The sequence below is a fragment of the Rosistilla ulvae genome (genome assembly GCF_007741475.1).
Lineage (GTDB): Bacteria > Planctomycetota > Planctomycetia > Pirellulales > Pirellulaceae > Rosistilla > Rosistilla ulvae.
Genome location: NZ_CP036261.1, coordinates 3,233,282 through 3,254,792, shown reverse-complemented (window position 1 = coordinate 3,254,792; position 21,511 = coordinate 3,233,282). Strand labels below are relative to the sequence as shown.

The window sequence follows — 21,511 nt, the reverse complement described above, 5'->3', positions numbered from 1 at the left end:
GATAAGGCCGATGTAAAAGATCCCTCGCCAGAGCCGAGGGCACCCATACTAGCTTGCAAACGAAACCATAACCGTTTCGCCAGACCGTGGATGCTTCGGATCGAGCGTTTGCAGTTCCAGCCGCATCTCGCCGGGCGTCAGGACCGCTTCGACCCAGCCGTTGGGACTCTTGTCGTTAAACACGTAGGCAACCGGCGGCAGGTTGATCATCTGGAAGTGGCCGCGTTGGCTGTGATTCCAATGATGCGAGTGACCGTACAGGTAGGCTTTGACATGCTTGCGGCTCTCCAACACCTCCATTAGCGCAGCGGTGTCGGAGATCCCGGTCCATGGTTTCCCCTCGGCTGGCTCGGTAAATTGCGGCGTGTGATGCGTCATCACGATCGCTGGCTTGTCGGCGCGGGCGTCGAGCTGTTTGGCGAGCCAATCGATCTGAGCGGCTCCAAGTTCTCCAGTCACCACGTTGACTTGGAACAGCGAATCGAGCAGGAAGAAGTTTGCATGTGGTGTTTCGATCACGCTCACATGTTTCGCCATCACCTGAGCATCAGCAGGGCGTTGATCGGACAAGGCGTCGTATAGCGGTTGGCGATCGTCGTGGTTTCCCATTGTCAGGTGCAGCGAGATCCCCGCGGGATCCAGTGGGGCGAGGCAGCTGACAAGGTTTTGATAATCGCCGAGCAGACCTTTGAGATAGGCGCAGTCGCCGTTGATGATCAGATCGGTCGGCCGCGTCTTGCGGTCGACAACTTCGCCGATCACACGCTGCAGGTTGTCGGTCATGTTGATCCCCCGCGCTTCGACATCGTGCGAGCTGGGGATGTGTGTGTCCGATAGCAGCGCGATCACCGTGGCATCCGCTTCGGCGGCAGAAAGCCGCTGCGTCGACGACATCAGCAACGCAGCGCCGCCACCAACAACCGTGGTTTGAAGAAAGCGGCGACGCGATTGGGGGATTTTGTGAATCGGCACGAGGTTGGCTCCGGCAGAGGTTTGGGGTGGGTTTGGTGCCGATTATAACCACCCGGCCGACCGACGGTTGCGCCCCGCGATGCAACGCTAAAAGCTAATCATTTTTTAACCTTGAGCGTCTCGGGAAATGGGAACCCGAAGCGCAAGGGAGCAATTCACACGGCATCTCGCTTATGCGTCGGGTTACCAAGAGTGCCAAACCCAAACGCTGAACGCCCGCCCGGTCTATTGGTACGGCCGGCTGCTGATCACGCCTTCGGTCGGGCTGCTCGCTTGAGCGTACAGCCGCTTCGGAATCCTGCCGGCAAGGTAGGCGTCGCGGCCGGCGGACGCGGCGGCTCGCATCGCTCGGGACATCCGAATCGGATCGCGCGCGTGAGCGATCGCTGTGTTCAGCAGCACGCCGTCGGCCCCCAGCTCAAACGCTTCGGCGACATCGCTCGCGGTGCCAACTCCCGCGTCGACGATCACCGGATAATCGGGGTCGTCGAGCTTCAGGTATTCCAGAATGATCCGAAGGTTGTTCGGGTTCAGCAGGCCTTGGCCGCTGCCGATCGGGCTGCCCGCAGGCATCACGCTGGCCGCACCGACTTGTTTCAGTCGCCGGGCCATGATCGGATCGTCGCTCGTGTAGCAGAGCACGCTAAAACCTTCTTTGACCAGTTCTTCGCAAGCTTTGAGCGTTTCGATCGGGTCGGGGAGCAGGGTCTTGCTGTCGCCGAGGACTTCCAATTTGACCCAGTCGGCGCCGGCATTGCCCAGGTTCCGCAAGATCTCGCGCCCCAACCGAGCGGCCCGAATCGCATCGGTTGCGTTGTAGCAGCCGGCTGTGTTGGGGAGCAGCGTGTAGCGGTCCGGGTCGATGAAATCGAGGATGTTCTGGCCGTTGCGGTCGTACAGCCGCTCGCGGCGTACCGCGACGGTGACGCAGTCGGCACCGGAAGCTTCCAACGATTCGGCCATCTGTGGCATCGTATCGTATCGCCCCGTCCCGACGATTAAGCGGCTGGCGAGTGTATGTTTGCCAACGATCAGAGGGGGATCGGTGGCGGAATCGTTGCTGGGAATGGCTGTTGACATGGCTCCGATTCTATCGCGATCGGACCGTTTTTGAAATGTGCCCTGCCATGAAACGGAGCACGCGGGCCGACGTTCAGCCGCCGCCGACAAGCGTGACGACTTCGATGCGATCGCCCGCCGCAACTTGCTGGTCACCATGCTGTTCGCGCGGCACAACATCTTCGTTGAGTTCGACGGCCAGGTAGGGGCCGGGGATTTCGACGATCTCCAACAGCGCCGCAACGCTCATCGGGCCTTCGATCTTTTGAGCCTGGCCGTTGACTGTAACTTCGATCATGAGTCTTTCATCTTCTCCACGCCGCCTCCAAGCCCAAACCACGGGCTGATATTTCCGGCACTCGCCATCGTACCCGGGCCCATACCACGCGTCGATAAGCCCAGCAATCAAACCACCCAGACCACGAACATCGCTTCCCCACGCCCTTCGTTTAACCGCGGCGGCAACGCCCCGCGTGTCCCGGGAGGGTGTCGGGGAAGCGCGGCCCGCTGTGCACGCGGTTAAACGAAGAGGCACACGCCGATCTACCCGCCACCTTCGTTTAACCGCGGCGGCAACGCCCCGCGCGTTTTAGAAACGGCGGCGGTGAAGCGCGGCCCGCTGGCCACGCGGTTAAACGATCGCAGACAAGCCGACACTCGCCACCTTCGTTTAACCGCGGCGGCAACGCCCCGCGCGTTTTAGAATGGGCGGCGGGGAAGCGCGGCCCGATGGGCACGCGGTTAAACGAAGCCGAATACGCCGATCGCCCCAAACCTTCGTTTAACCGCGGCGGCAACGCCCCGCGCGTTTTGGAGCGTTACGGGGAATCGCGGCCCGCTGGGCACGCGGTTAAACGAAGCCGAATACGTCGCTCGCTCCAAACCTTCGTTTAACCGCGGCGGCAACGCCCCGCGCGTTCGGTAAGGCGGCGGGGAAGCGCGGCCCGCTGGGCACGCGGTTAAACGATGGCGGAGATACCGCTCATCGGTGCAGGCAGCGGAAGAGATGCGTATTAACACGGTATGACGCGTATTAACACGGTATAAAAACGAAAAAAGCGTTGCGTGTATTCCACGCAACGCTCTTTATCCGAGGCATCTCAGATTGGACAGACCGCGATCCGGAGCTACACGAGCTCTTTCTTCGTTCCGACCAAAGTTTGAAGGCGTTCTGCCAACAGACGGGCGTCAAACGGCTTCTTGAATGTCTCATTGATCGCCGAACGATCGAAGCTCATTGGTTGCCCATCGTCGGGCAGCAATGCGATCAGGATCACTTCAGCGAACTCCATATTACGTCGCAGATTTTGGCAAATCTGCACCGCCTCTACCTTGCCGATCGAAAAATCGACGATGATACAGTCGGGACTAAAACTCTCAGCTTGAATACCAGCCTCGAAACCGCTGGCAGCAACAGCTACCTTAAACGACTTCTCTGGTGGCAATTCACGTTTGAGGTTCTCAATTAATACTTGGTCCTGAGCAACGATCAGACACTTGGCCATAGCCTCGTCTTCTAGATCGCCCAGGGGCATACCATGTTCCTTGAGGAACTTGATCAGGTATTCGCGCGGAATCCGGCGATCCTGACTGCCTGGGATGCGATATCCTTTCAAACGCCCCGAATCAAACCATTTGGAAACGGTTCGCGGTGCGACTTTACAGATCTTTGCGACCTGTCCTGTAGTGAAAACCTTCATTCCAGGTTCTCCATAACGCCTCGATAGTCATCCGTGATCGACGGCTCGCGGTAAGACGCCGATGTATGTTGGTCCTTTAGTCGTCTACAACTCTGTCAACGGAAGTCGGTACGTTGGCTCGGTCCGTGGGGAGACCTCGCAAGCTGTATCCATCTGGGTCAGACCTGCCGGTTGCGGATGTGGGTCAAACGACCAACGCTTGGCACACCTGGCGTGGTGAGCAAACGCGATCCAAGACGCCGGTCGATTGCTGAATCCGAAGATCCCGCCGCCGACCGAACTCCACTAAGCTTGGGCGTGAAACGCGCTGAAGAGATGCTGAACGACCGCTGCTTCCAGAACCGGTTAAGTCCTCGCATCGTTCGCTTTGAGATCTACGAATAGACCTCGGCCAGTAATCCCCCCAACGGGACAATCCGTCTCGATCTCCCTCACAGGTCCAGTTGGCACTGTGAGATGTTTCGAAGCAGACCATCCGAGAGTAAGTTTCGTGATAAACGGGCCTAATTCTTTAGGGCGTTTGATTGGGAACACTCGTTGCGTTCGTCAGGCGCAGAAAAAACGGAGCCCACCGCTTGGCGGTAGCCTCCGTAAACCCAGGGAATCACAGGGAATCCGATGTCCAGAAATTGGGCTTGAATGAAATTGAGGTTGTATTTAACGGGAAAAAAATTTTTAGCCGGAGGACGATTGACGGAATCGACACGCCGGGATCTTCCCCAACAACTCGCCCAGCTGGCAGAGTCGACCAGGCTTCTGCCAGCAAATCCGCTGGCGAGGTGCCGTCGCCGCCAGTGGGTGGGATCGGCCGACTAGCCCGCGTTGCCGTCGACGCTGACCTCGCCCAACGCCGCTCGCAACGGATCGTCGTCGGGACCGCAGAAGCCCCAGTGCTCGCGACGACGCCAACCCTCGGCATATTCAAACTTCCCAGACATCCGCCCCACCTCGCGGCCGATCGTCCGCATCGTCTCGGTGTACGAGTCCATCTTCTGGCTCGAATCCAACCACGCCCGCTGGCTCTCGTGGCATCCGAGCGCTTCGAACTTCTGGTCGATCACGTCGGTCGTGTCGACGTAGAAGTGCGGCTCGACCGGTTCGCCCATCGGCGTTTTGTTGCCGTGCGGCTGGGCGTGATAAACCGTGACCGGTTCGTCGTAAGTCGCTTCGGGAGGATCGGTGACGTAGTTCGGCATCGCGTGCATGAACGCTGCGGTGACGGCCATCCGGCAAACGGTTTCATGATCTTCCATGTAGTCGACCGGCGAATGGGTCAGCACGATGCTTGCCTTGGACCGCCGCACGACCGCCGCGATCTTGCTGTAATACTCGGGCAGATACAGCACTTCCATGTCGCGAGCGACAGGACCGTAAAACGTCGCTCCCAAAACCTTGGCCGCCTGTTGAGCTTCGCCCAAGCGAGTCGCAGCGCACTCGGTCTCGCTCAGCCGTGTCGATCCACGGCTGCCGTCGCAGACGTTCATGTAATGCAGATCCCAACCGCGACGCGCTAACTGGAGCATCGTCCCGGCCATCACAAATTCGATGTCGTCTGGATGGGCGGCGATGGCAAGAACCGATGGCATGGGTGGGACTCCGTTGAGTAGGTACTGTGTGGGAAGGAAGGTTTTTGATTCTGCTGGTTTGGCTCGGGCCGCCAGCGCGGTCTGCACAACAGCTAAGAATCATAAGCACGAACTCGCCAGCTGTGGCGGTTCAGGCGGGCGGAGTCTCTATTATTGCAATTTGTCGTGAAGGTAAAAGCCGATGATCGCACCGATCATCAAACTAAACGGGATCGCAATCGCAAGCGCAATCGCTACTTGCATCCCCGTGTTTGGCTTGCTCGAAATCGCGATCTCGTATCCCGGCATCGGCGGCGGCGGGACGATTCCGCTGGCGCTGTTCATCGTGTCGCCGACACTGGCGGCCGTTGAGTCGTTAGCGTCGCCGGAGGCGGAGATCTGCCCCGAACCCTGCCCCACGCTGCTGGTGCCACTGTAGGGGTCGACGCCGGGCGGCGGCGGTTCCAACCATGGGCCCCGCGTGATCGGGCGGTCTCCCAAGGCTTGCACATCCTCCAACCAAGGTTCCAGCCGCGCGGCAACTTCCGCTGCCGAAGATATCCGATCGTTGGGATCTTTTTCCATCATGTCGGCGATGATGTCGACAAATTCCTCCGGGATGTCCTCGGCAAACTTCCGCGGGTGCATCGGCAGATCCTCGCAATGCCGACGGCACTTCGACGCCGTGTTGCCACCGGGATAAGGAACCTTGCCGCAGATACAGTAATACAGCGTGCAGCCGAGCCCGTAGATATCGCTCGCCGGGCCGATGTTGTCGGGCGTCAGGATCTGTTCGGGAGACAGATAGTCCGCGGTGCCGACGATCTTCCCCGCTCGCGGGTCGCTCGACATCGCCGTGCTCCACGCCGCCAGCCCGACGTCGGATACCTTCGCCCGGCCGCGCGGGGTCACCAAAATGTTCCCCGGCTTCACGTCGCGATGGACCAGCCCCTGTTGGTGCGCGTAATCGAGACCCAAGGCTGCCTGATGGATGTAGAGTGCCGCTTCGGAGACCGGCAATGCCCCGTTCTTTTTGATATGCCGTCGCAGATCGGTCCCCGGCACATATTCGGTGACAAGATAATGGATCTGGCCATCTTTGCCGGCATCAAACGCGCGGACCAGATACTGGCAATCGAGTCCCGCCTGCATGCGGATCTCGTGCTGGAAATTGTTCCGCGTCTCATCGGTCACCTTTTGAAGAGGCAACACTTTGACAGCGCATTCGCGCCCCATCACCTCGTGCACACCTTTGAAGACCTGCCCCATGCCGCCTTGGCCGATGAAGTCGGTGATGATGTAGGGGCCCAGGTTCAGCTTCGTCCGCCCCGCCTTCAATTGCTCTGCCTGATATCCGGTCAGCAATCCATCGCGCACCAGCGCCGCCGCTAATAGTTTGTCGTCGACCTTCTGCCCCGATTCGCGAAGCGCTTCGACAGCGTCCGCCAGCTGGGCCGGTGTGATCAATTCGCTAGTAAGCGCCGAGGCTTGGAATGCAGTCTTGGCGTCGGAGAGATGCGTTTTCGTTTTGTGGGACATTCAAATTCGATTCGACAGTTGCAATGGGGCATTTTGCAGAGATTCATTGTAGCCGATCCCGATCGATCGCCACGCAAAGTCCCCGTCGAATGCCTCTCGCACGCCAACCAAACTCAAAACGTCCGCGAGCTCGTAACCGTTGTACCGATTCGCAGGGCATGTTCCCCCATTGGTAGCACATCAAATTGTTTGGCGTAGATCGCCAACATCCGCTCGCTAAAAGCGCGTTTCGCTTCCCCGGCGAGTTTCATCCCCGGGAAGAAGCTCAGCTGCGGGACTTCATCGCCCCCCAAGAAGTCCAGCGGATGCAACAACAGCGACGGGGTGGTCCGCGTCAGGCGGCACATCGCGAGGGCGAAGCGGAAGTAGAGTTCGGCCAGCCGAGACGATCGCTGAGCCAGGAAGCAGAGGTAGCTGAAGTGAAACGGAGCCCGCACGATCGGGATCGTCGAGACAGGCAGCTCCAGCACGCGACCGCTGGGCGTTGTCCACCAGTAGGGTTTCAGCGGACGCAGCCCATCGCTCAGCGAGCCGAACATTTCCGCTCGGTCCTCTTTCTCAGCCGACGAGAAAGACGAAGTCATTAAATAGTAGGCTCGAGCCATCGGGCCCAAGAAGGTCGGAAAGGTGGAGCCGTCGAATTGATAGCCGCGTTCGCACAACAACTGCAGCACGTCGGCCGACAGGCTGAAGCCCGGCCCGCGAAAACCGACGATCGCTTGGTCGGTGATTTTTGCCAACGCAGCTTCGGTCCGATCGAACTCGTCGACCAATTGTTCGCGCGAGTAGCGTTGCAGCCACGGTTCGTGGTTGAACGAATGGTTGCCGATCTCGTGTCCCGCGTCGACGATCTGTCGCAGCGGGCCATGGTTCTTCTCTAACGCAGCGTCTTGCCCGACCACGAAGACCGTAGCTCGGAGATTCAGCCGGCCGAAGATCTCCAGAAAGTGAGGCACAACGGTCGGCAGATACGACGGAAACGTTTCCCATTGGGCGTCGCCATGAGTCCGTAGGTAGGCCCACAGATTGTCGAGGTCTAACGAAAGGTCAGCGATCGGAGACGACATTAGCGGAATAGCAACAGGGACGTGAAAGAGTTCATCAGCGGACGACTCGCCAACCAACAGACCTAGCATAATCGCAAACACCAGGCATCGGCTTCGGGGCTTAGAAATCGCCGGTCCAAAATCAACAGGCCAGAATCAATAGGCCGGAGGCCGACACTCTCCCTGCCGGTGGTGTAAGCCACCGGCACCCTACCATCGGGAATCCCCGAGGCCGGAGGCCGACACAAACTTCTGTCGGCCTCCGGCGTTCAAAATGTCGCGCGCCTCTTGCCTCCCGGTGGCTTACACCACCGGCATTAGATATGCCGCCCTCCGGGCTCAGGAAGCACCGGTCCAGAATCATCAGTCCAAAAAACCAACAGGCCGGAGGCCGACACATTCCCTGCCGGTGGTGTAAGCCACCGGCAGCAATAAGGGACGCGAGGGTAGCTCGTCTGTTATCATGGACTCCCCCCACCTATGAAAACCCTCTCGCGATTCCCTCCTTTCGAAAGACCGAACCTGCCATGCTGCATCGACGACAACTTTTGGGTTCCCTTGGCACCGCCGCTTTGTTGAGTGTCGGACTTCGCAACACGGCGATATCAGCTGACAATGCAAGCGATCCGGTCGCTGAACTCTCGACGCGTTTGAATCCCAGCATCCAAGCGGCTCGCGACACGGCGCTGCAGATCCTCAAGCCGTCGCCGGCGGAACTCGACCGCGGGCTGCGGCTGCACTCCGAATCGATCGTCTTCGATTCGTACGGCTTCTCGCCGCGGGCGGCGGTCGATGGCGATGCGATCGCAGCGGCGATCGAGGCCGGGGCGTCGCACGATCAGGTCAAGGACATGAAGGAAGAGATGTCGATGACGCGGTACGTCAGCGATCCCGTCGAGCAGCAAGAGTATCGCGACGCATGGCGTGCCTCGGGCGTGACCTGCGTTTTCCAGAACGCTGGCGAAGAGGGACAGGATCCGCTGCGACTGATGCGGCGACTGTCGCGGTTCACCTACGCGACGGATCTGATGCGCGGGTTCGTCAGCAAAGCCGCGGTGCCTGCCGATGTGGAGACCGCCAAACGCGAAGGACGCCACTGTCTCTATCTGACCGGCAACGGAGTGCCGCTTAGACAGCAATGGGAATCGATCCCCGACGAACTCCGCTACATGCAGGTCTTCTATCACCTGGGGATCCGGATGATGCACCTGACCTATCAGCGACGGAACATGATCGGCGACGGTTGCGGCGAGAAGAGCGATGCCGGGCTCAGCGATTTTGGCCACGCGGCGATCGCTGAAATGAATCGATTGGGCATCATCCCCGACTGTGCCCACAGCGGATGGAAGACGAGTCTCGAAGCGGCGCAGTCCTCTTCGCGGCCAATGGTCGCCAGCCACAGCACTTGCGGCGCGATCTATCCCCACATTCGAAGCAAGCCCGATGAAGTGATCGAGGCGATCGTCGATACCGGCGGCTACATCGGGATCTGTTGTATTCCTCGATACCTTCGTGGCAGCGGTGATATCACCGCGCTGTTGGATCACATCGACTATGCTGTCAAAAAGTTTGGTCCCGATGCGGTCGCGATCGGAACCGACGTCTCCTACAACTCGCAGAACGCGGGGCGTGAATCGGCGAAGTTGCCGCGGATGTCGAAGCAACACCCGCCGTTTCGATCGCTTTGGCCTGCGGACGACTACAAAACGCTGCCCGCAGCGGCGCGAAGCATCGCCTGGACCAACTGGCCTCTGTTCACCGTCGGCTTGGTCCAGCGTGGGCACAGCGACGACGTGATTCGCAAAATCATCGGCGGCAACGTGATGCGAGTGATCAACGCGTCGATGACCTAAGCGATTGGGGCAACTGTATCGGCTGAATTCATACAGCCGTCGCGGTGAGTTGTCGATATTACACCTCAATGACCAGTAGCCCTTGCGGCATCGCAGTGGCTGCAACTAAGCAGCGAGTTTTTTAGTTTAACCGCGTGGGCATCGCCCCGCTTTTTTGAGCCGCACGCGGCTCGATGGGCTCGCGGTTAATCGAAAAAAGCACGATAAAACCTGCTTATAGGGTCGTCTCGCAGCGAGTTCTTTGAAGCCTGAGGTGTTTGTCTATGTCGATCGATGTTCGGAAGCGAAACCCAACTTCGTTGCTCGCCGGATTGCTAGCGGTTGCTGCAATTCATTGCAGCGGTTGCCGCGTGTTGGCTCCCGTTCCGATTCACGTCGAGAGTCAACAGATGGCTCCGGAGTTGGTCGATTCCAAATCGCCACAAGTCGAACTCGGCCGACCGCAGCCGATCATCGACGGGATCGGTTGGGTCGTCGGCATTCCCAACAAGATCATACTGTGGGATCGCCGCATCGATCGCCACAAGATTTCCGAACAGACGATCGATTCGACGGTCGACTATTTGCAAGCGAACAACTTGCCGCACGTCAAGGTTCGAGCGAATCAATACAATCCGCTGGACGATTGGCACCGGCTGACGCAGAACAAGGTTGTCGCTTGGCCTTGGCGGTATTCGCTGGGAGCGTTATCTGTCGCTGGAGAAGCTATCTTTCCTGGAAGGATCGTCGGCGGCGATCACTTCAATCCGTTCACACAGACGATCCATCTGTACAGCGATGTCCCGGCCGTCGCGCTACACGAAGCCGCTCACGCCAAAGACTTTACGCGGCGGACCTACCAGGGAACCTATGCCGCTTCCTATCTGTTTGTTCCACTGTGGCACGAGACCCACGCCTCCCAAGACGTCTTTGCGTACCTGGAAGAGCGTGAGGATCGAGCAGGACTTGTCGAAGCGAACCGCATACTTTATCCCGCCTATGGGACGTACGTCGGCAGCACCGTCGGCAACTTCTTTCCCGCCTACTCCGCACCGCTCTATTACACCGGCCTGATCGCGGGCCATATAAACGGCCGGATGCTTAACCGGGAACTGGAGCAACAGATGCCATCGGAAGTGTTGGCATCAAGCGAGCCAGTCGCGCTTCGGCCTAGCGAAACCGAATCTTTTTAAGGCGACGCGGTTCGAGACTCGATGTCCATTAGTGGCGCGGCACCTAAGCTGCGGCGAACTTCTGCAATCCCTTCGGGATGTTGCCGCCGAACTCAACTAGGATCGCAAAAAGTCAGACGGAAAGTGCCCGCCTCACTTCGCCGCGTTTGCGTCTTGTGTCGGCGGAGCAACTTGACAACAAGGCAGCGGCGTTTTGGCGATCGCTTGGATCTGAGCGTCGATGTCGTCGTTGTTTTCTGCAGACGCTTCAACGGAAGCTTGCAGCGACGTCAGCGAACCGAGGTTGGCGAAACCGCGGCCCGACGCTGTATAGCAACCGCCGACGACCAGCATCACCGCGGCAAATGCAGGGATCGCCATCGTGAAGCGCCGCGATAGAAACTGGGTTCCGGCAACCAGAGCGACCAAGGCGGGAACGGTTCCAATCCAGAAGGCGATCATCACGACAGGCCCCATCGTCAGGCTGCCCGTTCCCGCGGCGACCAGTGCGAACAGGTAAAGCCATCCACAGGGCAGCAGAGTCGTCAACAGTCCGGTCGCCAATGCGCGGCCTGGCAGTGGCAGTCGGAAGACATACGGACGCAGCCGAACCAACAGACCGCCGATTCGGGACGGCGCCGGCCCTACGGTCGCGTCGGTTTTCCGAGGGGCGATGATCGAGATCAAGCGATGGATGCCGATCAGGATCATGATCGCACCGACGACGCGCGCGGCGAGCAATTGGTATCCCATCGCCGCTCCGCCGAAATCGATCAGACTGCCGATCGCCCCGGCGATCAACCCAGCCAAAGCGTACGTTATCAAGCGTCCGATGTGATACAACGCGCCGGAGGTCATCACGCGTCGCCGCGAGACGTTTTCGCTGGCACCACTGGCCCAGATCGCCAACGGTCCGCACATCCCCACGCAGTGCATGCTGCCCAGCAGGCTGGCGGTGACGATCGCGGTCGCAAGAATCCACATCGCAGATCAATCCCGTTCGAGAGTTCGTTGTACAGTGATCCGTTGGTCTTCGTGCCGGATGTTCAAATCGACCTGCCACAGTCCGCTGCGCTCCATCGGCGCCAGGACTTGGTACTCCGCATCGCCAACCGGCTGCATGTCGACCGTTTGCACCTCGGCCGCGCGGGCGTGATGGTAGATGTCCGCGGAGACCTGCAGATCATCGATCGGTTTTCCATCGGCGTCGGCGATCGAAACCTGAACCGCCCGCATGCCGCGTCCGTCGGCGACGTTGGAGACATCCAAGTCGACGGTCCAGCCGAGTCGCTTCGCGGCGGTTCGCTCGCTGTGGATCTGGTCCCAGTTGAGCGCCGCCTGATGGTAATTGGGGACGATCGCCGCCGAAGCGTCTCCCGTCGCCAGTTTGATCGCGACGCCGCCGATCACCAATTGCAGCCCCAACAAGGCGACAACTAATGAAACCCAGAACCACTTCGCTTTGCGTTCGGCGATCTGTTGGTCGGTGCGTTGCGCGACCGTCGCCTGCTGGTTAATCATTGTCGTGGTCCTAACAGATTGAATTGCACGGTCTTGCTCGCGTCTTTACTGCTGGTCACTTCCAGCGTGGCGGGTTGGTTTCCGGTGCCAAAGGTCAGGCTGCCACTGAACTCGGTCGCGACCGGCACCAGCGACGTTCCGCCCGGTTCGAGCGTGAGCCCCGTCGGATCGATCACCTTGAGTTGAACATTCGCCGGTTCGGCGACTTGCAATGCATAGGTCTGCTTTTCGTCGGTTCGATTGACCAAGCGGATCGTAAAACTGTTGGAGATCCGGCCGCGAGCGACTGTCGTGAACGGAGCCCCTTTGCCGCGAAGGACCCGCGCGTCGAAGGTCGTTTTCGTCGACAACGCATAGGCGAAGCCCGACAGGACGGCGGTCAGGATCAATGGGTAGATGATCGTCCGGGGACGGAACCGGCGCCGTGGTTTGCCCGCGATTCCGTCTTGAGATCCGTAGCGGATCAATCCTCTTGGACTGCCGACGCGATCCATCACGTCATCGCAGGCGTCGATGCACTGGGTGCAGTTGATGCACTCCATTTGCAAGCCGTCGCGAATATCGATCCCGGTAGGACAGACGACGACGCAGCGATTGCAGTCGACACAGTCGCCGGCGTTATCTTCGGCGCGGTGCTTTCCCTTTTTCCGCGGCTCGCCACGGACCGGGTCGTACGTAACGATCAGCGATTGCTCATCGAGCATCACCGACTGGAAGCGCCCGTAGGGACAGGCAATCAGACACATCTGTTCCCGGAAGATCAGAAAGTCGAACAGCATCAAACCGGTCGTTGCGGCCATCACCAGAAACGCCGCCGGATGGTCGATAGGCGAACTCTGGATCCACTGGCTCAATCGTTCCGTGCCGACAAAGTAGGCGAGGAACGTATGCGCCAGGAACATGCTCAACAACACATAGACCGCCACGCGGGCGACTTGTTTTACGCCCGTGAGTGGCTTCTTGGCGTGGCCGCCGCGTCCGGTGGTACCGTCGAAAAGGCGATCGATCGGACGGAACAGGTATTCCATGTAGACGGTTTGCGGACAGGCCCAACCGCACCATGCTCGGCCAGCGATCGCGGTGATCAACACGATCCCAAACATCACGCTCAGCATCAACAACGCCAACAGCATCGTGTCGGTCGGCAGAAAAGTCCTGCCAAAAATCGTGAACTGACGCGCCGGGATGTCCATCAGGATCAGCGGCTTGCCCGCGACCCGCAGGTGCGGGATCGCAACAAAGACGACCATCAAGATGTAGGCGACGACGCGGCGTTTACGCCACCATCCGCCGGTCGCCAGGTGAGGCAGCAACCAACGGCGGCTGCCATCGCGGCGAAGTGTGCTGAGCACGGCGTCATCGTCGTGTGACGTTCCCGCTGCACCATTGGCAGCGGTGTGAGGGAGAACGGGAAGCGAGCGTTTGTCGTTCATGAGGAACTTACAGCCATTGCATCCGGTGGGCGTGCAATGCCGATGCCCTGCAGTGTTAGATTCCGATTTAAAAAGTAAACGTTTTGTAGTTTGCAGTCGGCGGTCGTCGTCGCGTTACGGCGTCGCTTCTTCTTCGGGTTCCGGCGGTGCCTCGGGCCATGGCGGAATCTCGCGTCCGTCGGGACCTTTGCCCCCTTCGACGTTTTCGCCCCGCAGCGATGCGACATAGGCTGAGACCAAGACGATCTCGTTGGGATGCAGTCGAGTCTTCCAAGCCGGCATCGCATTGCCGCCAGCGCCGTTGGTGACGATCTTAGCGATGTCTTCGACGTTCTGGATGTACTTGTAATGTTCGTCGGTCAGGTTCGGACCGACCATTCCTTCGCCGTTGCGGCCGTGGCACGAGATGCAGTTCGTCTTAAAGATGACCTCACCAACACGGACCCAGTTTTTCTTGTGGCTGTAGCGAACGATCGTTTCCGCATTCGGCTCCAGATCGCCGATCTCAGCGAACTGCAGACGCGTGTTCTCCGCCAACGCGACATCGTAGATATCGTGCACCGAGCGGCCTTCGGCGCCGCCGTGGTAGAAGACCCAGTAGACGGGGCTGAACGCGATCGACGCGACAAACAACCACTTCCACCAACCTGGCAGCGGGTTGTCGTATTCTTCGATGCCATCGTAGCTGTGATCGAGCTTGTGATTGTTATCGGTCATAACGTGGGTCCTCCACCTTGTCGCTCAACGGGATCGATGCGAAGCGGTCCGTTGCACTGCGGCTCAGCCGCATCGTGCCGTAGACCATGACCGCAAACGCGGCGACAAACAGTCCCAACGCGATTTCGGCACAGTTGGAATAATCGAGTGCGGAAACAAGGTCTCTGATCATTTCGATGTCTCAGATTTTGCAGTAATTGCGATTCAGTGATTTCACGTCGTGCAACGCGGAGACTATTCCGCAGTTTCGCTTGCGTCGGTCGCTTCGGCGGTTTCGGTCTCCGCTTCGACAGCAACTTCCACGTCGGCGTCGGTTTCACCCTCGGCCGCCTCTTCCGACTCGGCTTCGGGTTCGGGAGTCTTGAAAAGGTCGGTTCCCATCCGTTGCAGGTAAGCGATCAACGCGATCACTTGTTTGTTCTGCTTGCCCGCTGGCCCGCCTTGGCGAACGATATCCGCAGCGACCACCTCGGCTTGCCGCCGCGCGACATTCGCGGTATCAGTCAGATCCTCTTCGCTGTAGGGAGCGCCCAGATAGTGAACGGTCTCCACGAGTGGCTGGATCGCTTCGAACTTCAGGTCCTCTTCGATCAGATGCCGGTAGCTCGGCATTACCGAACCAGGCGATACCAACTCGGGATCTTCGAAGTGAGTCCAGTGCCAGAAGCTACTCTGCTTGCCACCCTCGCGTTGCAAGTCGGGTCCGATCCGGCGGCTGCCCCACTGGAACGGCCGATCGTAGATGAACTCGCCCGGCTTGCTGTATTCACCATAGCGCTTCGTCTCGGCAACCATCGGCCGGATCATTTGCGAATGGCAGTTGTAGCAGCCTTCGGAAACGTAGATGTGTCGGCCAGCAAGCTCCAAAGGAGTGTACGGGGTTACGGTTGCGATCGTCGGCACGTTGGACCGGATCAAAAACGTTGGGATGACTTCGAACAGCGTCGCGATCACGACGGCTAATGTCGTCAGTACGGTGAACTTCACAGGCAGCCGTTCCCAGCGGCGGTGCCAATCCATCTGGCTGAAGACATCCAACTTCTTGCCCAGTTCGAGAACTGGAGCGTCTTGCAAAACGCTCGGTGGCAGCGGTTCGTCGTGGTATTCTTTGCTCAATCGCGGTGCGGAGTAGACCGGCACCTCGTAAGTCTTGGGACGATTGGCCCAGGTCATCAGGGCATTGATCGCCAACATCACAACGCCGCTGAAATAAATAGTTCCGCCGGCGACACGCAGCCACCACAGCGGCACGATCGATTGAATCGTTTCGACAAAGTCGGGGTAAACCAGATGCCCGGTGTCGTCCATCGCTCGCCACATCAGGCCCTGCATCAGTCCCGCAGCGTAGATCGGAACGATGTACAGCAGGATTCCGACGGTGCCGGTCCAGAAGTGCAAGCTGACAAGCTTAGGGCTCCAGATCTTGGTTTGGTACAGCCGAGGCATCAGCCAATACATCATTCCAAAGATCATGAAACCGTTCCAACCCAAGGCACCAGCGTGCACGTGAGCGATCGTCCAATCGGTGTAATGGCTCAGCGCGTTGATCGCTTTGATCGACAGCATCGGTCCTTCGAAGGTCGCCATTCCGTAGAACGTGATCCCCACGACGAAGAACTTCAGCACCGGATCAGCGGCAACTTTGTGCCAAGCCCCACGCAGCGTTAACAGGCCGTTGATCATGCCGCCCCAACTGGGCATCCATAACATAAGACTAAACAGCATGCCCAGCGTGCTGGCCCACTCGGGCAGCGCGGTGTAATGCAAGTGGTGCGGGCCAGCCCAGATGTAAATGAAGACCAACGACCAGAAGTGGATGATGCTCAATTTGTAACTGAACACCGGCCGTTCAGCCGCTTTGGGCAGGAAGTAATACATCAAACCCAGGAAGGGCGTGGTCAGGAAAAACGCCACCGCATTGTGGCCATACCACCACTGCATGAAGGCGTCCTGAACGCCAGCGTAAACGCTGTATCCGTGGAACAAGCCCGACGGGATGACGAGGTTGTTGAAGACGTGCAACAACGCGACGGTGACGATCGTTGCGATGTAGAACCACAACGCGACGTACATGTGCCGTTCGCGGCGGTTGATCAGAGTCATCAGGAAGTTGCCGCCGAAGATCAGCAGCCAAACGATGGCGATTGCGATATCGATCGGCCATTCCAGTTCGGCATATTCGCGGCTCTGCGTGATCCCCATCGGCAGCGTGATTGCGGCGGCGACGATGATCGCTTGCCAGCCCCAGAAGTGCAGCCGACTGAGCACATCGCTCCACATCCGGGCCTTGCACAATCGCTGGGTGCTGTAGTAGACCGCGGCGAAGATTCCGTTGCCCGCGAAGGCGAAGATCGCAGCGTTGGTGTGCAACGGACGCAAGCGGCCAAACGAAATCCAGGGCAGCCCATTGGTCAACCAAGGGAGCACAAGGAACGTAGCGACGATCAGACCGACCAGTGTCGCCACCAGTCCCCAGACAACCGTTGCCGTGGCGAACATCCGTACGATGGTGTCATCGTACGAAAAGTGTTCCAAGTCTCCAGGTTGCGAATCGCCTGATCTCGCGGCATCCTGCGATGTTACGTCGGTAGTAGCCATAGCCGAACAACTTCTCTAACGGTGAGTTCTTGCATACAGAGAGATGCGAGCGCGATAGACACGCGTCGCAGACCATAGTTTCAGATATTGTGAAGCGTCATTCAACTGCAAAAGAGAGCGGCTAATCGTCACGCCTGCGACACAATGGTCTCATCCAACGATCAATCCGCCCACAGATCGCACTTCCGTTTCATACCAGCACGATGCGCAAGCGAGTGATTAAAACGGTATCACTCTTGCGAGCACGCAACCCAAACAAGCGAAAACGCTGCGTTTTTACGAGCACGAAGCGCAAGCGAGTGACGCAATGAAACGGCACTCACTCGCTCGCGCTTCGGGCTCGTATCTCCAGCGCGGCCGAAGGGTTTGATGCGCAAACCGGCGGTAAGGTTGCCCCGGTTTGCGTAGATTACCCGACGAGATTCCAACCGGCATGACGCGAGCGAGAGACGCATTTTTGATCACTTGCTTGCGCTTCGTGCTGGTATGGGGCGCGCGGCGAATCTTGATCACTCGCTTGTGCTTCGTGACCGCAATGGTTCGCGCGGGTTACGACGTGACGGTTTCTTCGTTGATCGTGACTTCGAATCCGAGGTCGCGGATCATGTCGTAATCGGCCTGCGGTGGCTGGCCCTGCGTCGTCAGGTAATCGCCGACGAACATCGAATTGGCGGCGTAAAGCCCCAAGGGTTGCAGCGATCGCAGATGGATTTCGCGGCCGCCGGAGATCCGCAGTTCGCGGTCGGGATTGACGAACCGGAACATCGCCAATGCCTTCAGGCAATAGGCGGGAGTCAATTGATCGTTCCCTTCCAGCGGCGTGCCATCGACGGCATTCAGGAAGTTCAGCGGAATCGATTCGACTTTCAGTTCTCGAAGCTCCATCGCCATGTCGACGACGTCGTCATCGGTCTCGCCCATTCCAATGATCCCACCGCTGCACAGCTCCATCCCCGCGTTGCGGACATGGTGCAGGGTCTCCTTGCGATCGGCAAAGGTGTGCGTGGTGCAGATCTCTTTGTAATGGTTTTCGCTGGTGTTCAGGTTGTGGTTGACGCGGTCGACGCCAGCCGCCTTCAGTCGCTGGGCGTGCTCTTCGGTCAACAACCCTAGGCAAGCACAGATCTTCAGATCGTACTTCGCTTTGATCTCCGGCACGATTGTCTCGACAGCCTTCATCTCGCGCTCGTTGGGACCGCGAGCGGAGATTACCAAGCAGTACGTTTTTGCTTGGCGTTCCGCAGCGACGCGAGCCGCATCCATCAGCTTTTCGCGGTTGAGAATCGTGTACTTCTCGACCGGTGCGTTGGAGATCTTCGACTGAGAGCAGTAGCCGCAATCCTCGGGGCACAGACCGCTCTTAGCGTTCATCAAGAAATACAGCTGCACGGTGTTGCCGTGGTATCGATGGCGGATCCGGTAAGCGGCCGCCAGAATATCGAGCACCTGAGTGTCATCGGCCCGCAGAATCGACAGCGCCTCGTCGCGTCCGATCGACTCCCCCGCCAACACGCGGTCTGCCAATCCATGCCAAGTCCCAGTCGCTACGTCTTGCATCGTTTTCGAAATCATTTAGGCCAACAGCAAAAAGCGTTTCAAAGAAAAAGCCCCCGCTGCACCGCAGTCGAGGTCGCTATGATAGGCCTGATGTTATAAAGCTTTCCCGCCTGCGGGCAAACTGGTTACCCGGAACAAATCCCGCCACACGATTCCGCGACGGTGCCGTTTGCCCCCGCCAACGCAAAAACTTGCTCAATCGATCGCTTTGGGACGCGTTGCGGCCAGCGTGATCGCTTGGCTGCTGAGCCGTAGTTTGGACCACTCGGGAATTTCGAAGGCCAGAGCCAGAATCGCTGCAGTCGGGAAGTGGCCGCAGGCACCGCTAAAGTGCCCCGCCAGCATCTCCATTCCCGGATTGTGACCGACCACCATCACTCGCTTCGCCTCCATCGCGTCGCTGGCGACGACCTTGATGATCGTTTCGGGAGCTGCGTGATAGAGCGTGCGGCTGTCGTGAATCGGCACCTCGACTGGCCACTCCCCCGCCACCGCCTCGATCGTCTGCTGGGCGCGGACGGCTGTCGAACAGAGGACCAGATCGGGAAGCAGGTCTTGCTCCAGGATCCAGCGGCCGATCCGCGGAGCGTCGCGGCGGCCGCGGTTGTTTAATGTCCGGTCGTGATCCGCAAGCGACACCTCGCCCCAGTCGCTCTTGGCGTGCCGCATCATGATCAATTCAAGTCTAGACATCGATTCGCAACCCGCCTGGCTCGAAGGATTATGTTTATTGGGGAGCCGACCGCAGGGTGGCTCGCCGCCGACAGTTTTCTTGCCTGACATCCTACATCTAAGGCCGCTTCTTTTACAGCCGTCGGGTCAGCACGAGTTCGTCGTTTGATACCGACACCTGAACATCCCCCGGAAGATCAAAGCTTAGCGGCTTGCCTTGCGGCCCGCCGCCGAACATCCGCTGCGTTAACAGTTTCCAGTGTCCATGCGACATTTTGCCCCTCGGCCAAGCCATCCGCTTCCAACAACCTTGCAGTAAAGCGACTTTGACAGCTTCCGGAGCCAGCCGCATCGGGCCGATAGCGATTCGCACGGCGCCGGCTTCGTATCGGACAGCGGTCGATTCGAGCTCGGCCGCCATCTGATCGACAGCCGCCTGCAGTTCGCCGACGTTTTGCCCCAAGCGCAACAGCGATTCATCGACCTGCGGAAACTGAGCCTTCAGCAGCGGCAACAGTTCGACTCGCAACCAGTTCCGCGTCCACGTCGGGACCACGTTTGTTGGGTCGCTGCGATACGATTGCCCCACCGCCGACATCGCCGATTCGATCGAGTGGCGCGAGACGTCCAAGAAGGGCCGAGCCAAAACGAGGTCTTCCCCCAAGGGGCGGAACGGAGCGATCCCTCGGGCTCCTTTGCCGCCGGTGCCACGCAAGATGTTGTGCAGGATCGTTTCAACTTGGTCGTCGCGGTTGTGCGCGACAGCGACATAACGGGCGCCGAGCCGCCGAGCGACCGAGTCGAGAAAATCGTAACGCTCCCCGCGGAGATCGGCTTCGCTGCGCGATGGATCGCGCGATGCGGAACGTCCGAGTTCGAAATCGAGCCCCAAGTCGCGAGCCACCTCGCCGACAAACGCCGCGTCGTCCCCGGAATCGTCGCGTGTCCGATGGTCGTAGTGGGCAACGATCAAGTTCGACGATGCCCCGCCGGCCATCTGCGCCAACGTCCGCACTAAGCAGACGCTGTCGGCGCCTCCGCTGACGCCAACCACCACGCGCAGCGAACCCCATCGCTGCACGGGCCAGACGGCGGCGACGCGGTCGCAAATCGGTTGTAGGTGATCGGTTTCAGACACGCGGTTTTTCGAGATGCGGTGAAGTTGGAGAGCCGTGATGCCGGTCGGAGGCTGCGGGTTGTAGCGATTGTGACGGCGGGAATCGGGCGTGAAAGTTGGCTTTCTGGCGACAAATCGCTTGCCAATTCGGAACCGGATTATTGTGGAAGGAGGCCAAGCAGACGCCTTTCAACGCAAACGTCCAACCAGCGAGTCTATCCGATGCGATTCCCAAACCTTGCAATTCCCCAGTTGATCGTCGCCACCGTCGTGGTCGCGGTCCAGGGCATTGCTTGTGGAGCGGATTGGTTGACGCTGCCGAGCACCTACACGCACGACCCATCGACCGGAGCCCGCGTCGATCAATATGCCGCCAAAGCTCCAGCGGTCTCGCGGGTCGACCCCACTTATCGTGAGAGCGGTTATCGCCAGTATCGCAGCACGCTGCAATATGGCCAAGCAGCAGACAATTACCACAGCGTCGAAAAGTGGGGCGAACCAGTCCGCCCCTACGGCGAATGGCGATTTCCTGTGCGACCCTATTCCGCACCCTACTCGGCTTGGGGAGCCCCATTGGCCGGCATGAACGTCGGCGGCTATTACCCCGGCTGGCAAGGCGGTTATCCAAATCCCGGATCCAACGCCGGCGGATATCCGAACGGCGGCGGACATCCCCACGGCCAACATCACGGCGGTAACGGCAACGGTTACCATGGCGGAAACCATCCCGGCGGCGGCCAGCCTGGTGGAGCTTACCCTGGCGGTGGACTTTCCGGTGGTGGATACCATGGTGGCGGATCAGGTTATCCCGGCGGATACGGACAGCCCGGTTTCGGCGGCGCGTCGCTAACGCCTTACCCGCCAACTCAAGCCTATCCAACGCCGCCCTATTACGACGGAGCCTACCCGACATACGGCGAGCAACCGCGAATGAACGACCGCGAGTTCTACCGCAAACCAAGGCAATAAGATTCACTGCCCCGCAACGCCGCGCCACGCAACAATTCCCAG

Annotated in this window: 19 protein-coding genes; 3 read left to right on the top strand and 16 right to left on the bottom strand. The window is 59.2% G+C overall.

Translation table 11 applies throughout. From position 1 onward, the window contains the following. Positions 1–48 precede the first annotated feature (48 nt). From EC9_RS11570 to EC9_RS11540, 7 genes are all read right to left on the bottom strand, one after another. On the bottom strand, positions 49–972 hold the full coding sequence (locus EC9_RS11570) for a metallophosphoesterase family protein (RefSeq protein WP_145345321.1): 924 nt from the start codon (positions 970–972) through the stop codon (positions 49–51). Positions 973–1,197: 225 nt separating this feature from the next. Further along, a complete protein-coding gene (locus tag EC9_RS11565) occupies positions 1,198–2,052 on the bottom strand; it encodes a thiazole synthase (RefSeq protein ID WP_145345318.1) in 855 nt (284 codons plus the stop codon). Positions 2,053–2,125: 73 nt separating this feature from the next. Further along, a complete protein-coding gene (gene thiS, locus EC9_RS11560; protein WP_145345315.1) occupies positions 2,126–2,329 on the bottom strand; it encodes a sulfur carrier protein ThiS in 204 nt (67 codons plus the stop codon). Between the two features lie 829 nt (positions 2,330–3,158). Next, a complete protein-coding gene (locus tag EC9_RS11555; RefSeq protein WP_145120627.1) occupies positions 3,159–3,731 on the bottom strand; it encodes a helix-turn-helix domain-containing protein in 573 nt (190 codons plus the stop codon). Between the two features lie 812 nt (positions 3,732–4,543). Then, the gene (locus EC9_RS11550) at positions 4,544–5,317 is read right to left on the bottom strand and encodes a PIG-L deacetylase family protein (RefSeq protein ID WP_145345312.1); all 774 of its coding nucleotides are present in this window, start codon (positions 5,315–5,317) and stop codon (positions 4,544–4,546) included. 150 nt (positions 5,318–5,467) lie between these two features. Then, positions 5,468–6,835, bottom strand: coding sequence for a serine/threonine protein kinase (locus EC9_RS11545; protein ID WP_145345309.1), 1,368 nt, complete (start codon positions 6,833–6,835; stop codon positions 5,468–5,470). Positions 6,836–6,948: 113 nt separating this feature from the next. After that, on the bottom strand, positions 6,949–7,902 hold the full coding sequence (locus tag EC9_RS11540; protein WP_145345306.1) for a polysaccharide deacetylase family protein: 954 nt from the start codon (positions 7,900–7,902) through the stop codon (positions 6,949–6,951). Positions 7,903–8,408: 506 nt separating this feature from the next. Here EC9_RS11540 and EC9_RS11535 point away from each other — a divergent pair. Both EC9_RS11535 and EC9_RS11530 read left to right on the top strand, forming a co-directional pair. Further along, positions 8,409–9,734: a dipeptidase gene (locus tag EC9_RS11535; RefSeq protein WP_145345304.1), complete on the top strand. Its 1,326-nt coding sequence runs from the start codon at positions 8,409–8,411 to the stop codon at positions 9,732–9,734. A 263-nt stretch (positions 9,735–9,997) separates the two neighbouring features. Further along, entirely contained in the window at positions 9,998–10,906 is a 909-nt protein-coding gene (locus EC9_RS11530; protein ID WP_246106082.1) for a hypothetical protein, read from the top strand. A 132-nt stretch (positions 10,907–11,038) separates the two neighbouring features. Here EC9_RS11530 and EC9_RS11525 read toward each other — a convergent pair whose 3' ends face one another. The 9 genes from EC9_RS11525 to tilS all read right to left on the bottom strand — a co-directional run bounded on the left by EC9_RS11525 (position 11,039) and on the right by tilS (position 20,521). Continuing rightward, on the bottom strand, positions 11,039–11,869 hold the full coding sequence (locus EC9_RS11525) for a sulfite exporter TauE/SafE family protein (protein WP_145345301.1): 831 nt from the start codon (positions 11,867–11,869) through the stop codon (positions 11,039–11,041). 6 nt (positions 11,870–11,875) lie between these two features. Further along, a complete protein-coding gene (locus EC9_RS11520; protein WP_145290836.1) occupies positions 11,876–12,406 on the bottom strand; it encodes a FixH family protein in 531 nt (176 codons plus the stop codon). After that, complete coding sequence (gene ccoG, locus EC9_RS11515; protein WP_145345298.1) at positions 12,403–13,839, bottom strand: cytochrome c oxidase accessory protein CcoG; 1,437 nt, start codon at positions 13,837–13,839, stop codon at positions 12,403–12,405. The genes EC9_RS11520 and ccoG overlap by 4 nt, the downstream gene beginning before the upstream one ends. Before the next feature lie 114 nt (positions 13,840–13,953). Then, positions 13,954–14,556, bottom strand: coding sequence for a cbb3-type cytochrome c oxidase N-terminal domain-containing protein (locus EC9_RS11510; protein ID WP_145345296.1), 603 nt, complete (start codon positions 14,554–14,556; stop codon positions 13,954–13,956). Beyond that, a complete protein-coding gene (locus EC9_RS11505) occupies positions 14,546–14,728 on the bottom strand; it encodes a hypothetical protein (RefSeq protein ID WP_145345295.1) in 183 nt (60 codons plus the stop codon). Before EC9_RS11505 ends, EC9_RS11510 begins: the two co-directional genes overlap by 11 nt. 62 nt (positions 14,729–14,790) lie before the next feature. Next, positions 14,791–17,154 carry a cytochrome-c oxidase, cbb3-type subunit I gene (gene ccoN, locus EC9_RS11500; RefSeq protein ID WP_145345293.1) on the bottom strand — a complete coding sequence of 788 codons (2,364 nt, stop codon included), beginning with the start codon at positions 17,152–17,154 and terminating at the stop codon, positions 14,791–14,793. Between the two features lie 549 nt (positions 17,155–17,703). Further along, on the bottom strand, positions 17,704–18,711 hold the full coding sequence (bioB, locus tag EC9_RS11495; RefSeq protein ID WP_145345291.1) for a biotin synthase BioB: 1,008 nt from the start codon (positions 18,709–18,711) through the stop codon (positions 17,704–17,706). A 195-nt stretch (positions 18,712–18,906) separates the two neighbouring features. Then, complete coding sequence (locus tag EC9_RS11490) at positions 18,907–19,404, bottom strand: SixA phosphatase family protein (RefSeq protein WP_197452915.1); 498 nt, start codon at positions 19,402–19,404, stop codon at positions 18,907–18,909. Between the two features lie 112 nt (positions 19,405–19,516). Beyond that, a complete protein-coding gene (gene tilS / locus EC9_RS11485; protein WP_218934740.1) occupies positions 19,517–20,521 on the bottom strand; it encodes a tRNA lysidine(34) synthetase TilS in 1,005 nt (334 codons plus the stop codon). Positions 20,522–20,722: 201 nt separating this feature from the next. Between tilS and EC9_RS11480 the strand changes: the two genes are divergently transcribed. Then, entirely contained in the window at positions 20,723–21,469 is a 747-nt protein-coding gene (locus EC9_RS11480; protein ID WP_145345286.1) for a hypothetical protein, read from the top strand. Positions 21,470–21,511: the final 42 nt, after the last annotated feature.